The organism is Candidatus Eremiobacteraceae bacterium, from assembly GCA_035710745.1.
Classification (GTDB): domain Bacteria; phylum Vulcanimicrobiota; class Vulcanimicrobiia; order Eremiobacterales; family Eremiobacteraceae; genus JANWLL01.
On the sequence record DASTCX010000006.1, the window covers coordinates 119723 to 133481 of the forward strand.

Here is a 13759-nt window from a genome sequence, read left to right on the forward strand (position 1 = left end):
GTATATGAAGTAACGCCCTATTCGAGGGGGACGCGGGCGCGCGTGTAGGCGGCGCCGTTGAAGACGTCGCCCATCATGATCCCGTTGGAGAAACAGAGCACCGGGTGACGGACGTCGGAAGGCAGGTCGAATGCGACTTCGTACCGCGCCGATTTTCCGGCGTCGATCATCGTGTCGACCGGGTGAGTCGCGTCGATGGCATTCTGCGCATCGAGTGACATGTTGTATCGCTTGCCGCCGTCGTCGGTGACGAAGACGATCGACGGATCCCACTGGTAGCCGACGCGCATCGCCCGGTTATCGACCTGGATCGTCGTGACGTAGAAGACGCCGCGGGCGACGGCTTTGTGCGCGTCATCCCCGACCGTGCGCGCCTTCGTGACGCCGACGACCGTATAGAGGAAATCGTCCTGGCGGATCGGCTCGCCGATCGCGACCTGATACGGAGGCGAACTCGAATAGAAGAAGATGGCGCCCGCGATGACGGCGGCGCCGAAGATGCCGGCGCCGATGAGAAGCTGCAGCCGCTTATCCATGTTTACTTTGTACTACAAAGTAAGCCGGCTGTCAAGCGGAAATCGTCAGTTGTGATGCGCGTGACGCGCCCGGTACGAGCGCGCCTTTGCCACGTTGCCGCAATCGTTGATGTCGCACCACGTGCCCGAGTGGTTTTTCGACCGGTCGTAGAAAGCCCAAGAACAATCGTCTCCGCGGCAGATCTTGAGGTTCTCCCACGTGCCGTCGGACATCGCGTCGACGACGATCGCGATGAGCTTGCCCATGGCGCCGTCGACGGCGGGGGCTAGGGGTTCGAGCTGCACGCGGCCCTCGGAACCGAAAGAGACGCACATCTGCGCGCTACGGGTCGAGCGATTGAGGACGTCGACGGCATTAGAATCGATCTTGCCGTCTGCTCGGGACTCTATCAAACGGATGAGCGCGTCGCGAACCGCGGCCGCCTGACGCACGTCAGATTCCGCGACCGCAGCCTTGGCGGGGATCAGTTGTTCCTCGACGAGCCACTCTTTGAGCGCCGCCGCGCTCGAGAAATCGTCGCGTCCGCTCTTCGTGTTCGTCGAATTCAAAAAGGCTTGGACAAGCTTTAGGCGCCCTGGCGCCGGTTTATCGCCGATCCGATCCGTCATAAGTCCATGATTACCCCCTTAGGCGTGACCATTATAGTCTTAACGCTGGTTACGATACAATAGGTTTGTCCTTCGCAATGGGACATTTAGTAACCTTTAATTTAATTTGACAGGTTACTAATAACTAGTGTACACTCATAGCAGGTTACAGACAAGAGACCAAATCAGGGAGAAACACCAATGAAAAGCGAGAGAAACGCGACGGTCATCGCGCTCAACGAGACGCGCGATGCCCTCGACGGCAGCCGGACGACCCTCGTCCGGATACCTGCCGGAGCCGACACGACGTTGTTCGGCGGATGGGGGGTTCGGATATGATCGGCGACCGCCGCCGGCCCTCCATTCCGGCAGACATACTTCACGAGATCACACGCCAGCGGATCGCGGAGCTTCGCAACGAGGCTAGCCGCGACCGCTGCGGGCGCGTCTAGTGAAGACACACCCCAGCTAGCCCTCAGAGCCGGATCGCCGCGCACGCAACATAAACGCAGTGCGCGCCGGCAGCGCGTAGAACAGACGCGCACTCCGCGACAGTCGCGCCGGTCGTCAGGACATCGTCGACGATAAGGATCCGGCGCCCCACAGCCACACCGAACTTTTTGCCCCGCCCGAACGCCCCTTTGACGTTCGCGCACCGCTCGGTCATACCTAAACTGCTTTGAGGTACCGTCGGCCGATGCCGCGCAAGCGCATCGGCGGCAAAGCGCGCCCGCCAAACCGTCGCGACGGCGCGTGCGATGAGCGCAGCCTGATTGTAGCCGCGCTCATGCAGCCGTTGCGTGTGGAGCGGCACTGGGATGACGACTTCGAAGGGCCAGAAGATGCGCTCGGCGATCCATCGGCCGAATGTCGCGCCGACGGCTCGAGCACCGCGGAATTTCAGTGCGAGTACGGCCGCGCGCAACGCGCCGTCGTAGCATCCGAGCGCCAGTACCGGCGGTACGTCGCCGCGCGCTCCGATGACGATCGCGTCGCGGGTCGCGATCGCCGCCGTGCAGCGACAGCAGAGGACCGCGCCGGTCGCACCGCATCCGGCGCATAACGCCGGCATGAGAAAGTCGAGCATCGGCTCAGACTCACCGCCGTGCCGCTACGCGTCAATAGAGGCAGTATCGCGGCGGATTTGACGCGTCGCACGTACAAAGACGGCACGATGCGTTCCGAAGCGCTCATGACCCTCGCGCTCGCCGAAGCCGAACGCGCGCTCGGCAACACGAGTCCGAATCCGATGGTCGGTGCGGTCATCGCGCGCGGCGATGACGAGATGCCGATAGCGTTCGGATATCACGAGCGCGCGGGCACGGCGCACGCAGAGGCCGTCGCACTCGGTCGCGCCGGAGCAGAGGCACGAGGTGCGACCCTTTACGTCAACCTCGAGCCGTGCGATCACGAGGGAGCAACGCCGCCATGCACGCGCGCGATCATCGAGGCGGGCATCGCTCGCGTCGTCGTCGCGACGCTCGATGAAGACGAGCGCGCCAGAGGCGCCGGGATCCGCCGGCTTCGCGCCGCGGGGATCCACGTCGAGCTCGGGTGCGGCGAGGAACGCGCGCGCGAACTCAACCGGATGTATCTCCATCAGCGGCGGACCGGTCGCGCGTTCGTCACGCTCAAAATGGCGCAGAGCCTCGACGGCGCGATCGCGCCGAAGTCTGGGGAGCGCTATGCGCTCACCGGGCGCGCCGCGACGGCACACGTCAGAAGGCTTCGATTCGAACACGACGCGGTGATGGTCGGCATCGGTACGGTTCTCGTCGATGATCCGCAGCTGACGGTACGTCCCTATCGCGAGCGGGCGGTGCCGTACCGGCGGATCGTCGTCGATTCGTCGGCGCGGCTTCCGCTCGACAAGAAACTCGTGACCGATCGTGCGCGCGCGACGACGCTCGTCGCGACGAACGCGTCTGCGCCACGCGAACGCATCGACGACCTACGCTCGGCCGGAATCGATGTGCTCGCATGCGGAACGAGCGATGGCGGACGCGTCGACCTGCGCGATTTGCTCGAGCGCTTAGGCTCGCTCGGAATGCTTGGCGTGTTGTGCGAAGGCGGGCCGACGCTCGCGTCGGCGCTGCTCGAAGCCGGTCTCGTCGACGAACTGCACACGCTCGTCGCGCCCGTCGTGCTGGGGACCGCGGCTACTGCGCCCGCCTTTCACGGACTTTCGCAGTCGCGACACTTGCGCGTGCGGTCCGTTCGCAAGCTCGGCGACGACGTGCTCATCGTCTCGCGCCCCGATGGAATCGCTTCTGGGGTGTAGCAGTCGAGATTTATCTCGACCGCCGCGGTCTCGCTTCGCGAAAGGTCGCGCGGTGGGACGGCAGAACTGCAAGGTAGTCGCCGGTCGAGCTAAAGCTCGACCGCTACGAGTCTAAGGGAGCGCACACATCTTCACTGGGTTGATCTCGCATCGGACCACCGTCGCCGACGCGAAGCACCTCGCGAGCGGCGGTCTGAAGCTGACGATAAGAAAGCCGGCCGGCTTATCGGCGAAGCGCGGCGACAGCATCGCCGTCAACGGCGTCTGTCTCACGGTCGTTGATGAGGGCGATCTTCTTGGCTTCGACATCGTGCCCGAGACGGTGTCGCGCACGAACCTCGGCGAGCTCAGAGAAAACGACGGCGTCAATCTCGAGACGAGCCTTCGTGCCGGCGATCCGATCGGCGGCCACCTCGTCTACGGTCACGTCGACGCGACGACGGTCGTGCTGAGCAAAGCGAAAGAGGGCGACGGCGCGCGCATGTGGTGCGTCACGCCACCCGAACTCGCACCGCTCATCGCCGAAAAGGGCTCGGTTGCGCTCGAAGGTGTCAGCCTCACGGTCGCAGCGGTGCGGGAAGGCGAATTCGCCGTTGCGCTCATCCCGGAGACGCTCGCGAAGACGACCCTCGGCGACGTCGAGGAAGGCTCGTCGCTCAATCTCGAGGCCGATCCGATAGCTCGTTACGCCGCGCACGCGCTCGAGTACGGCAGACGCCGATGACGCTCGAAGTCCTCAACACGATCGCGTCTATCGGTACGCTCCTCGTCATCGCGGCGACCGCGATCGCTGCCCTCGGGCAGCTCCGGCACATGCGGGGCAACAACCAGATCGTCGCGCTGACCGAGTGTCGCGAGGTTCTCGAGTCAGAAGGGTTCATGCGCGCTCTGCGCTTCGTCGTGCGTGAACTCCACGAACATCTCAAAGATCCCAAGACGCGCGCCGCATTGATGCAGGCGCCGCTCGAGGAAGAGCTCCGCGCGGTCAACGTCGTCGGTAACTTTTTCGAGTCGATGGGAAGCTTCGTGAAGCACGACATCATCGACGAAGCTATCGCGATGGACCTGTGGTCGGGGATCGTCGTGCAGGCCTGGGAGCATTTGGTCCCGGCGCTCGGCGTTATGCGGAGGATCGCCGGGGTAGGCTTGTGGGAGAACTTCGAGTACCTCGCCGCGATCGCCGAAGCATATACCGCCAGTCACCCTTCGGGAACCTATCCAGCTGACAAACCCCGCCTCAAAGTCGAAGATACTTGGGCCACAGAGGACAAAGCGCTCGGGATTTACACGCCGCGCTGAAGCTCGACCGCTACAAAAAGCATAGCGCAGGCCGCGGCGGTCGAGATGAATCTCGACCGCTCCCTAGGCGTGAAGGCCCAGCCGTCGAACTATAGACACATGCCGATAGCGACCATCGAAGAAGCAATCGCCGACATCCGGGCGGGCCGGATGCTCGTCGTCATGGACGACGAAGACCGCGAGAACGAAGGCGACTTGACGATCGCGGCGCAACACGCGACCCCCGAAGCGATCAACTTCATGACGAAGTTCGGTCGCGGCCTGATCTGCGTATCCATGGAACCGAGACGGCTCGAGGAATTGCGCATCCCGATGATGGTGCAAGACAACACCTCGCCGCTCGAAACCGCATTCACCGTCTCTGTCGAAGCGAAGGGACGGACGACGACTGGGATCTCCGCACACGACCGCGCCGCGACGATTCAAACGCTCGTCGACGCCGCGTCAAAGCCGTCGGACTTCGTCTCACCCGGTCACACGTTTCCGCTCCGCGCCCGCGAAGGCGGCGTTCTCGTTCGCGCCGGTCAAACCGAAGCGGCCGTCGACCTCGCTCGCCTAGCCGGGCTTTATCCTGCCGGCGTCATCTGCGAGATCCTCGACGATGACGGCCGGATGATGCGCCGTGCCGCACTCGAACGCTTCAGCGCGGAGCACGACATCAAGCTCATCACGGTGAAGGACCTCATCGCCTACCGGATGCGCAACGAGAAGCTCATCAAGCGCATCGCGACGTTCAAGCTGCCGACGCGCTTCGGCGTTTTCACCGGCTACGGCTACGAATCGCTCGTCGACGGGGCATGCCACGTCGCGCTCGTCATGGGTGAGATCGGCGACGGCAAAGACATCAGCGTCCGCGTCCACTCGGAATGTCTCACCGGCGACGCGCTCGGCAGCAAGCGCTGCGACTGCGCGGCGCAGCGCGACGGCGCGCTCAACATCATCGCTCGCGCCGGCCGCGGTGTCTTTCTCTATCTGCACCAAGAAGGCCGCGGGATCGGTCTTGCCAACAAGCTGCGCGCATACGAGCTTCAAGATAGCGGCGCCGACACGGTCGAGGCGAACCTCAAGCTCGGGCTGCCCGCCGACAAGCGCGAATACGGCATCGGATCGCAGATACTCCACGACCTCGGCGTTCGCGAGATGCGCATCATCACGAACAACCCGCGCAAGATCGCGGGCCTCGAGGGGTACGGCCTGAAGCTGCTCGGCCGCGTACCGCTCATCACCGATCTGCACGACGACAACGCGGACTACCTGCGCGTGAAGAAGGAGAAGCTCGGCCATCTCCTCGACGAGCCCGAACTGACGTCGTGACGGATCGGGTTTCACATGGTCAGGCCGCGGCGGTCGAGCTAAAGCTCGACCGCTACAAAATAGGCGGTCGCTATTAAATGAAACCCAAGAAGTTCGCGATCGTTCGAGCGCGCTTCAACGCGCCCATCACGCAAGCGCTCCTCGACGGAGCGCTGCGCGCGTTCGCCGCCGCCGGCATCTCATCAGCGGATGTCAAGACCGTCGAGGTTCCTGGCGCGTTCGAACTTCCCGTCGCCGCGTTGTGGCTCGCGCAATCGAACGAGTATGCGGCGATCGTCGCCGTCGGCTGCGTCATCCGCGGCGAGACACCGCACTTCGATTTCGTCGCTGGCGAAGCGGCCCGCGGCCTCGGCGAGGTCGCGCTGCGCACCGGCGTGCCCGTCGCCTTCGGCGTCCTGACGACCGACACGGCAGCGCAGGCCGCAGCCCGTGCGAGCAGCGTCGACGCGAGCTCGCCCGAACACGGCAACACGCATCGGACGAGCAACAAAGGCTTCGAGGCCGCGCAAGCCGCGATGGCGATGGCAGCGGCGCGCAGGGAATTCTAACCGTCGGCGTCTTGCAGCGTTTCGGTGATCTCGGTGACGAGCGTCTGCGGGTCGATCGGCCGCACCAAGAACTTGCTCGCACCAAGCGATAGACCGCGCGCGCGGTCGAGCTCGTGCCAATATGTCGACGACACGAAGACGAACACGACGTCGTGTAGGTCCGGATCGGCCTTGAACGCCCGGATGAGGTCGTAGCCGCTTCCGCTAGGCATGTGCACGTCGGTGACGACGAGATCCGGCTTGACGCGCGCGGCGATCTCCAACGCCTCATTCATCGAACGAGCTTCGACGACGTTGTAGCCGAACGGTTCGAGCGTCGCGCGCAGCACCTGCGTGTTCGTCGGCACGTCGTCGACCGCCAAGATCGTGCGGCCGGCGGGTCTCGGACGACCGGGCTCGTCGTCGACGCTCCGCGGCTGCGAGCCGGACGTCGCTTTCGATCGCTTCGCCCCCGGGAGATAGCTGTCGACCTCGCCGACGAACGTCTCCGGACTGATCGGCTTGGCGATGTATCCGTCGAAGCCCGACTCCATGATCGCCTCTTTGTTGCCGACCATCGCGAGAGCGGTGACCGCGACGATCGGCGGCCCGTCCGCGTGGGCGGATTTCGCGCGCTTCAAGAATTCGAAACCGTCCATCTTCGGCATGAGGACGTCGGCGAGGATGAGATCGAAGCGCTCCGCCTCGATCGCGGCGAGCGCCGTCAGCGCGTCGGTCGCGGTCTTGACGGTATGGCCGTACGCGCCGAGCAGGTACTCCATGAGGTAAAGATTTGTCGGGTTGTCCTCGACGACGAGTATCTTCGCGGGCACGTCACGCCCTCGGCAGCACGAGCGAGAAGCGGCTGCCCTTGCCGTACTCGCTCTCGACCGAGATCCGGCCGCCGAGCAGCGCCGCAAGCCGCTTGCTCAGATACAAGCCGAGACCGGCTCCCTCGAAGCGCCGCGTCGTCGAGCGATCTACCTGGCTGAATTGTTCGAAGAGTTTCTCGAGGTCTTCCGCGCGGATCCCGATCCCAGAGTCGGTCACCGAAAACTCGACCATCTCGTCCACCCGCCGCAGTTCGACGCGGACGAAGCCTTTTTGCGTGTACTTGATCGCGTTGTTGACGAGGTTGAGCAGCACTTGGCTCAGTGCGCGGCGGTCGGTGCGGACGGCGATGTCGGTCGCCGGGGCATCGAGCGTGAGCGTCAGGCCTTTCTCACTCGCCAACGATCGAAGGCTCTCGACCACCTCGCGAACGATCGATTGGCTCTCCACCGGCTCGAACATCAGCTCGACTTTGCCCGATTCGATCTTCGCGAGGTCGAGCATATCGTTGATGAGCGAGAGCAGATGGCGCGCGCTCGCCTGGACCGTCCGTAGCTGCTGCTCTTGTTCGGCGTTGAGCGGGCCGGGGAGTTTCATGAGCAGCGTGCCCGTGAAGCCGATGACGGCGTTGAGCGGCGTCCGTAACTCGTGGCTCATGCTCGCGAGAAAGCTGTCTTTGGCCAGGCCGACGCGCTCGAGCTCTTCGTTCTTCTCGCGCAACATCGTTTCGAATTGCTTGCGCTCGGTGATGTCGCGGATCGCGCTCGTGACGAGCGTGCCCTCCTCGGTTTCGAGCGGGCTCAAACTGATCTCGACCGGGAATTCCGAGCCGTTGCGATGACGCGCGAAAAGCTCGAGGCCGGCGCCCATCGGGCGCGGACGCGGGTCTTCGACGTAGCCGGTTCGATGCGCGCCATGCTGCGGCCTCAAACGCTGCGGCACGAGCGCGTCGACCGATTTTCCGAGCAGCTCCTCGCGCGGATAGCCGAAGAGCTTTTCGGCCTGCGCGTTCACGAGGACGATCGTGCCATCGCGCCCGCAGATGACCATCGCGTCGGGCGCGCCTTCGAGCAGACTACGGAATTTGTCATCGGCTTTACTCATGGTCGGCCCGACCTTCAATTGCTGTGGGCGCCACGCCCGCACGGGCCTGCACCATCGTACAGCGCAACCGCCTGGATTACACCAGAGGAATCACCATACTTATCAGACGCCCGGGTCGGGCGCATGACGAGGGGCCCAAAAATGAGCCCCTCGCTGTACGTATTGGTGTTGTCGCGTCCTTCAGGCCGCCGCCCGCTGGGGTACCTCGCGGTTTTCGTCGAGGTCGAGCAGGTCCGGCCACGACCGTACGTCCTTTCGCGCGGGCGCGATCTGATCTCGCAGCGTGAGGAAGTACTTCTCGCTGTCCGAGCCGGGCTCAGGACGAGTCTCCAGCCACTCGCGGTTCCAGCGGTCGATCTCCGCCTTTGATTTCTTCGAGACGTACGCGTCCTTCAGCCATCGCTCGAACGATGCGTCGTCACTGGTCGCAGCGCGCTCGGCGAACGCTTCGTGATCGTCGATGCCGAGAAACTTGAAGACCGCCTGGTCCATGCCGCAGTTGAAGTGGTATTCTCCAACGGTTCCGGCTTTGTACGCGCGCGCTTTGTCGGTCGTTCGTCCGATCTGGACGATGCCGGCGAAGCGCTCGCCGACGCTGCGCGGGTATGTCTTGGTCAAATCCATATGGTGTAGTAGCCCTCTCACTTGTAAGTTTTTACGGTTTGCGGGACAGAAAAGCACCTGTGCTTGCGATTCATCCCAAGAGGATTATACCCACCGTACAGCCGAAAACACAGTAGTTACCCAAAAGTGCCCTAGTAACCCGATTGAAATTTGGCGGTGGCAACCATGACGTACTCAACCAAGCTCACGTGTCCGATCCAGCGGACGATCGCATTTGTCGGCGACAAATGGAAGATCATCGTGCTGCATACCCTCACGACCGGTACGAAACGATTCGGCGAGCTGCAGCGCGCGATGGAGGGCATCACGCCCAAGGTGCTCACGCGTCAGCTGCGCGACCTCGAGCGCGACGGTCTGGTGGCGCGCCGCGTGCATCCTCAGGTGCCGCCGCGAGTCGATTACTCGCTGACGCCGCTCGGCGAGAGCCTCATGCCCGTGCTCAGGCAGCTCCACGACTGGGCGGTAGCCCACGCCGACGAGATCGCGAGCGCGCAAGCTCGCGATATGGTGCGCGAGGACGAGCAGCACGAGAAGGACAGCGCCGCATAGTCCGACGTGACGTCGGTCACTAAGACGCGAAGCGACGGCTGCTCGAAAGGGCAGCCGTTTTGCTTTTCCGAAACGGGCGCGCCCGGTTTCGCAATCGCGTCCGTCGACCAGGCGGCGGTCGCTTTTTGCTTCGTGCTGTTTTGTGCGACGGAAAGCGTCTCGAATGTATCACCTGCCGCAACGCGGCGGACCCGTCCGCAAGTCGCTTCGGCCACCGCTCGATCTCGTCGAGCGGCGCCGTCAGGAGCGGCTCGCGGAAGGTCAGGCGTGGTGGCCTTCGGGCAAAGTCGTTCGGGTCGCGGCCGCGTCGATCGTCGCCGGGTTATGCTGCTCGGCATTCGCCGGACTCGCGCTGGCCGCGGGCACCGGCACCGGATTGACGAGCGTTGCGGTCGATGATGTTCCGCAGCCCGCCGATGCCGCCACCTTGCCTGCGCCGTTCGTCGCCACGAAAGCGACGCACGAGCGCGCTGCGACCGAGCGCGCGGAGCGAGTCCACACCGCTCGATCGTCGCACGTGGCAAGACAGACCCAGGCGCGTAGCAGCGCCGCTTCGCGCCGGATCGCGATCGGGGTGGATCCGTCGTCGTCGGCACCGGCTTCGTCGCTATCGCCTTCTGCCAATCCGACCAGTTCGAACCAAGCGGTGCTTTCGTCGTTCACAGCCGCGCCCTGGCGCCTTACCGCCGACGGCATGTGGACGACGACGGTGTCGCTCGCGATACCCGCCGGAGTCGATCCCTCACGTCTGAACGTCGACTGGTCGTCCGACTTCGCTGACGTTCTCCCGCTCGATCCGAATGCGCCCGGCGCTCCGGGAGCGATGGTCACGGTCGCGGAGGGCACGTCGTTCACCATCGTTGCGGCGACGGACAGCCCGACGATCGGCAGGCAGACGCTCTCGCTCTCATCGCCGTCGAATTCGTTCTCTACGTTTTCGGCAGCGGCGCAGCCGATCGGCGGGCGCATCGTCGTCGTCGGGTGGATGCACTTGCCGCAGGATGGCGTGACACAATACAAGATCTACCGGCGCAGGTCTGGCGCATCACACGGCGTGCTTATCGCGACGGTTTCGCCGATGGGGCGCTCGTGGCGCGACGACTCCGTCGCCCCTGAGACGGCATACACCTATACGGTTGTCGCATCGACGGACAACGGAGCGCTGAGAGCGTCAACGGGATTCGTCACGACGGGCGCCAGGCTCCCGGCGACGAGCGTCAGCGCGATCTCCGGCAAAGGCATGTTCCTCTACTTCACGTCGGATGCGAGCGGCGAGAACTCGTATCTCAAATACGATCCGGCTGCGGTCATCGCGCGCGCGAAGACGAGCGGCATATCGCACATCGAGGTGCGGATGGCGCGTGGGACGTTCGCCGAGGCCGCCACGCCGGCATCGCGTGCGTGGCTTGACGAATTGATCGACCGGGCGAGCAGCGCCGGCATCCGGCTCATCGCGTGGCAAGTGCCGCGCCGTTCGACGACCGCTGATGCGGCGGCAGCGGTCGCAGCGGCTGAATACACGACGCCCTCGGGCAACGGCTTCTCGGGCCTCTCGCTCGACATCGAGGACGGCGACAATTACATGGGCAACGGCGATATCGCGAAGCAGCGTATGGTGGACCAGATCGCGCTCGTGCGCGATGCGGTCGGTGCGGACTACCTCGTCGTCGCGACCGTCATGTCGCCGGCGCTCACGCACTGGACGAACACGCGCTATCCGTTCGCCGGCATCGCGACGTACGCGAGCGTCATGCAGCCGATGGAGTACTGGCATCATTTCTACACGTCGACGCATCATTCGTACACGCAGGATGAGGTGAGCGGCGCGTGCGCCGATTCCGTCTCGCTGACGCGCCAGCAAGCCGGCCGCGACATCCCGATCAACGTAGCGGGTCAAAGCGATGATCTCGGCACGACCGGCAGGCCGTCACCCGATGAGATCGGCTGGTGCCTTGCTGGCTCGAAAGGCGCGGGCGCGATCGGCCAGACGTTCTTCGACTGGCGCGGCACGGGTGACGACGGGTGGTCGGCGATCGCGGACTTCGCGTGGTGACGTCGCATGGCGAAGGCTAAGAGCGGTAGGGCCGGACCGGCGAAGGCCAAACGAGGACCGATCGATCTCGCGACGGCGGTCCGCGAGTCGCGCGCAGCGAGCATCAATCGATCTGCGAAGCCGGACGTGCTCGCAAGCCTCGGCATGGCGATCGCGTACGTGCGAGTCCCGACGAAGATCGGCGACGCGTTCGTCGCGTACGGTCGCGACGGAGTCGACGCGGTGCGGCTCGTCGAAAGCGATGCGGAGTTCGTCAAATGGCACGCGAAGCGATTCAAGACGGCGCCGATCCGCGATCCGAAGCCGCCCGCAGACGTCGTCGACAAGCTGAAGCGCGGACTCGCCGGCGACAAGAGCGCGCGCGTCGCCATCGACTTGGGCAGCCTCACCGATTTCCAACGACTCGTACTGGATAAGACGCGCGAAATCGCTCGCGGCGAAGTGCGGACGTACGCATGGCTGGCGACCGAGGTGAAGCGGCCGCGATCGGCGCTCGCGGTGCGCACGACGCTCGCGAACAATCCGGTGCCCCTGCTCGTGCCGTGCCATCGCGTCGTCGCCGGCGACGACGCGATCGGTGAATACGTCTTCGGCCTATCGGTCAAGAAAAAACTGCTGGCCCTCGAAGGCATCAAGATCGACTAATCGCTCGACGGAGGATTGGGAGCGGTCGAGTGGGATCTGAGTGGAGCGGTCGACCTTTAAGGTCGACCGCCGACGACCTTGCATTGGAACGGCCGCGACGGTCGAGCTAAAGCTCGACCGCTACAGGATCATGAGGCGATTGCCTCCAGCTCCAGCCGATTCGTCCGGGGTCCGAACGCCGACACGATCAGTGCGACGACGACCATCGCGGCGGCGATCATGACGAACACTCCTTGCGTGCCAAATCCTCGCGTGACCGCCGCGACCGCATAACCGACGCCGATCGCGCTCAACCTGCCAAAACTATAGACGAAGCCGACACCTTGAGAGCGGATCCGAGTCGGATAGAGCTCCGCCTGGTACGCATGGAAGGCGCTTGAGAACCAGTTGATCGATAGCGCGATAGCGATGCCCCACAAGATGATGGCGACGGGCGAACGCGCCGCGCCAAACGCAAGCCCCGCGATCGCGATGACGACGGCCAGCGCCGCTATTTGCCACTTGCGCTCCATCCGATCGGCGAAGAACATCGCGACGATCGGTCCGAAAGGATTCGCGAGCGCAATGATCGCCGTGTATTCGAGCGAGTGGACGAATTCGATGTGCTCTTGATAGAGCAGCGTCGTCACCCACGACGTGAAGCCGTAGTAGCCGAACGTCTGAAGGACGTTGAACACGACGAGCATGATGGTTCGAGCACGGAGTGCGGGAGCGAATATGTCGGCGAGCGTCGAGGTCGAGCGGGATGAAGCGGACGTTCGAGATTCGATCCATCTAGACGATTCGGGGAGGCCGCGGCGCAGCTGCCACGCGATGAGCGCGCCCGCCGCACCGATCGCGGCGACGATGCGCCATCCAGGAACCAACGCAGCGCCGAGGCGCAGATCGAGCGGCACCAACCACGCTGCGAGGAACGCGACGACCGGCACGGCGGTGAACGTCACCGCTTGACTGAGCGCGATCAGCCGTCCGCGATCGGCAGCAGGCGCGATCTCGGAGACGTACGCGTCGATCGTTATGATCTGGACGCCGATGCCGACGCCGGCGAGCAGACGCCAGATGTCGATGGCGAGCGCGCTGCCCGCCAGCGACATGAAGAGCGTCGTCAGGGAGTAGAAGATGAGTGACCACGCGAACGTCGCTCGCCTTCCGAATCTGTCGGACACCCAACCGAAGAGCATCGTGCCCGCGAACATCCCGGCGAAACCGGCGCCGACGAAGGTAGCGAAACCGGCCGGCCCCTGTCCGAGCGGCGTGAACAGCTTCTCGCGATACAGACCGAGCGCGATGTACGACGTCATGAAGAGATCGTACGCTTCGAACCACCCGCCCGTAGAGATCCGGGCGACGAGACGGACGGCACGGCTTTGCATCGCCGGCCAAGTTCACGCCGCCGTCAACGGCGGTC

Annotated in this window: 16 protein-coding genes; 9 read left to right on the plus strand and 7 right to left on the minus strand. The window is 64.2% G+C overall.

Annotated elements, in window-relative coordinates; genetic code table 11:
- Window positions 1-17: 17 nt before the first annotated feature.
- Together VFO25_03110 and VFO25_03115 are read right to left on the minus strand one after the other, a co-directional pair.
- Window positions 18-536, minus strand: coding sequence for a DUF4352 domain-containing protein (locus VFO25_03110; protein HET9341893.1), 519 nt, complete (start codon window positions 534-536; stop codon window positions 18-20).
- A gap of 45 nt (window positions 537-581) precedes the next feature.
- A complete protein-coding gene (locus VFO25_03115; GenBank protein ID HET9341894.1) occupies window positions 582-1145 on the minus strand; it encodes a CGNR zinc finger domain-containing protein in 564 nt (187 codons plus the stop codon).
- Between the two features lie 180 nt (window positions 1146-1325).
- Here VFO25_03115 and VFO25_03120 point away from each other — a divergent pair, with 180 nt between their 5' ends.
- Window positions 1326-1463 carry a hypothetical protein gene (locus tag VFO25_03120; GenBank protein HET9341895.1) on the plus strand — a complete coding sequence of 46 codons (138 nt, stop codon included), beginning with the start codon at window positions 1326-1328 and terminating at the stop codon, window positions 1461-1463.
- Between the two features lie 136 nt (window positions 1464-1599).
- Here VFO25_03120 and VFO25_03125 read toward each other — a convergent pair whose 3' ends face one another.
- Window positions 1600-2211, minus strand: a complete 612-nt coding sequence (locus VFO25_03125) for a ComF family protein (GenBank protein ID HET9341896.1) — start codon at window positions 2209-2211, stop codon at window positions 1600-1602.
- 57 nt (window positions 2212-2268) lie between these two features.
- On the opposite strand from VFO25_03125, the gene ribD reads away from it, so the two are divergent.
- The 5 genes from ribD (at window position 2269) to ribH (ending at window position 6566) form a co-directional block, all read left to right on the plus strand.
- Entirely contained in the window at window positions 2269-3405 is a 1137-nt protein-coding gene (ribD, locus tag VFO25_03130) for a bifunctional diaminohydroxyphosphoribosylaminopyrimidine deaminase/5-amino-6-(5-phosphoribosylamino)uracil reductase RibD (GenBank protein ID HET9341897.1), read from the plus strand.
- 139 nt (window positions 3406-3544) lie between these two features.
- Window positions 3545-4129, plus strand: a complete 585-nt coding sequence (locus VFO25_03135) for a riboflavin synthase (GenBank protein HET9341898.1) — start codon at window positions 3545-3547, stop codon at window positions 4127-4129.
- On the plus strand, window positions 4126-4704 hold the full coding sequence (locus VFO25_03140; GenBank protein ID HET9341899.1) for a hypothetical protein: 579 nt from the start codon (window positions 4126-4128) through the stop codon (window positions 4702-4704). Before VFO25_03135 ends, VFO25_03140 begins: the two co-directional genes overlap by 4 nt.
- A 99-nt stretch (window positions 4705-4803) precedes the next feature.
- A complete protein-coding gene (locus tag VFO25_03145) occupies window positions 4804-6018 on the plus strand; it encodes a bifunctional 3,4-dihydroxy-2-butanone-4-phosphate synthase/GTP cyclohydrolase II (GenBank protein HET9341900.1) in 1215 nt (404 codons plus the stop codon).
- Between the two features lie 77 nt (window positions 6019-6095).
- A complete protein-coding gene (gene ribH, locus VFO25_03150; protein HET9341901.1) occupies window positions 6096-6566 on the plus strand; it encodes a 6,7-dimethyl-8-ribityllumazine synthase in 471 nt (156 codons plus the stop codon).
- Here the strand turns inward: ribH and VFO25_03155 are convergent.
- From VFO25_03155 to VFO25_03165, 3 genes are all read right to left on the minus strand, one after another.
- Complete coding sequence (locus tag VFO25_03155; protein HET9341902.1) at window positions 6563-7378, minus strand: response regulator; 816 nt, start codon at window positions 7376-7378, stop codon at window positions 6563-6565. The two genes, ribH and VFO25_03155, sit on opposite strands and share 4 nt — an antisense overlap.
- Before the next feature lies 1 nt (window position 7379).
- On the minus strand, window positions 7380-8480 hold the full coding sequence (locus VFO25_03160; GenBank protein HET9341903.1) for an ATP-binding protein: 1101 nt from the start codon (window positions 8478-8480) through the stop codon (window positions 7380-7382).
- 180 nt (window positions 8481-8660) lie between these two features.
- On the minus strand, window positions 8661-9104 hold the full coding sequence (locus tag VFO25_03165; protein HET9341904.1) for a DUF5069 domain-containing protein: 444 nt from the start codon (window positions 9102-9104) through the stop codon (window positions 8661-8663).
- A 165-nt stretch (window positions 9105-9269) separates the two neighbouring features.
- Here VFO25_03165 and VFO25_03170 point away from each other — a divergent pair, with 165 nt between their 5' ends.
- The 3 genes from VFO25_03170 to VFO25_03180 all read left to right on the plus strand — a co-directional run bounded on the left by VFO25_03170 (window position 9270) and on the right by VFO25_03180 (window position 12351).
- A complete protein-coding gene (locus VFO25_03170) occupies window positions 9270-9653 on the plus strand; it encodes a helix-turn-helix domain-containing protein (GenBank protein HET9341905.1) in 384 nt (127 codons plus the stop codon).
- A gap of 163 nt (window positions 9654-9816) precedes the next feature.
- Entirely contained in the window at window positions 9817-11706 is a 1890-nt protein-coding gene (locus VFO25_03175; protein ID HET9341906.1) for a fibronectin type III domain-containing protein, read from the plus strand.
- Between the two features lie 6 nt (window positions 11707-11712).
- A complete protein-coding gene (locus VFO25_03180) occupies window positions 11713-12351 on the plus strand; it encodes a methylated-DNA--[protein]-cysteine S-methyltransferase (GenBank protein HET9341907.1) in 639 nt (212 codons plus the stop codon).
- Between the two features lie 128 nt (window positions 12352-12479).
- On the opposite strand, the gene VFO25_03185 is transcribed toward VFO25_03180, so the two are convergent.
- Complete coding sequence (locus VFO25_03185; GenBank protein HET9341908.1) at window positions 12480-13724, minus strand: MFS transporter; 1245 nt, start codon at window positions 13722-13724, stop codon at window positions 12480-12482.
- Between the last annotated feature and the right edge of the window lie 35 nt (window positions 13725-13759).

Excerpts from the sequence above, each read along its gene's own strand:
- ribH (HET9341901.1), top strand. The coding sequence starts at position 6,096 with ATGAAACCCAAGAAGTTCGCGATCGTTCGAGCGCGCTTCAACGCGCCC.
- VFO25_03160 (HET9341903.1), bottom strand. The coding sequence starts at position 8,480 with ATGAGTAAAGCCGATGACAAATTCCGTAGTCTGCTCGAAGGCGCGCCC.
- VFO25_03180 (HET9341907.1), top strand. The coding sequence starts at position 11,713 with ATGGCGAAGGCTAAGAGCGGTAGGGCCGGACCGGCGAAGGCCAAACGA.
- VFO25_03145 (HET9341900.1), top strand. The coding sequence starts at position 4,804 with ATGCCGATAGCGACCATCGAAGAAGCAATCGCCGACATCCGGGCGGGC.
- VFO25_03185 (HET9341908.1), bottom strand. The coding sequence starts at position 13,724 with ATGCAAAGCCGTGCCGTCCGTCTCGTCGCCCGGATCTCTACGGGCGGG.
- VFO25_03140 (HET9341899.1), top strand. The coding sequence starts at position 4,126 with ATGACGCTCGAAGTCCTCAACACGATCGCGTCTATCGGTACGCTCCTC.
- VFO25_03165 (HET9341904.1), bottom strand. The coding sequence starts at position 9,104 with ATGGATTTGACCAAGACATACCCGCGCAGCGTCGGCGAGCGCTTCGCC.
- VFO25_03175 (HET9341906.1), top strand. The coding sequence starts at position 9,817 with ATGTATCACCTGCCGCAACGCGGCGGACCCGTCCGCAAGTCGCTTCGG.
- VFO25_03115 (HET9341894.1), bottom strand. The coding sequence starts at position 1,145 with ATGACGGATCGGATCGGCGATAAACCGGCGCCAGGGCGCCTAAAGCTT.
- VFO25_03120 (HET9341895.1), top strand. The coding sequence starts at position 1,326 with ATGAAAAGCGAGAGAAACGCGACGGTCATCGCGCTCAACGAGACGCGC.
- VFO25_03125 (HET9341896.1), bottom strand. The coding sequence starts at position 2,211 with ATGCTCGACTTTCTCATGCCGGCGTTATGCGCCGGATGCGGTGCGACC.
- VFO25_03170 (HET9341905.1), top strand. The coding sequence starts at position 9,270 with ATGACGTACTCAACCAAGCTCACGTGTCCGATCCAGCGGACGATCGCA.
- VFO25_03110 (HET9341893.1), bottom strand. The coding sequence starts at position 536 with ATGGATAAGCGGCTGCAGCTTCTCATCGGCGCCGGCATCTTCGGCGCC.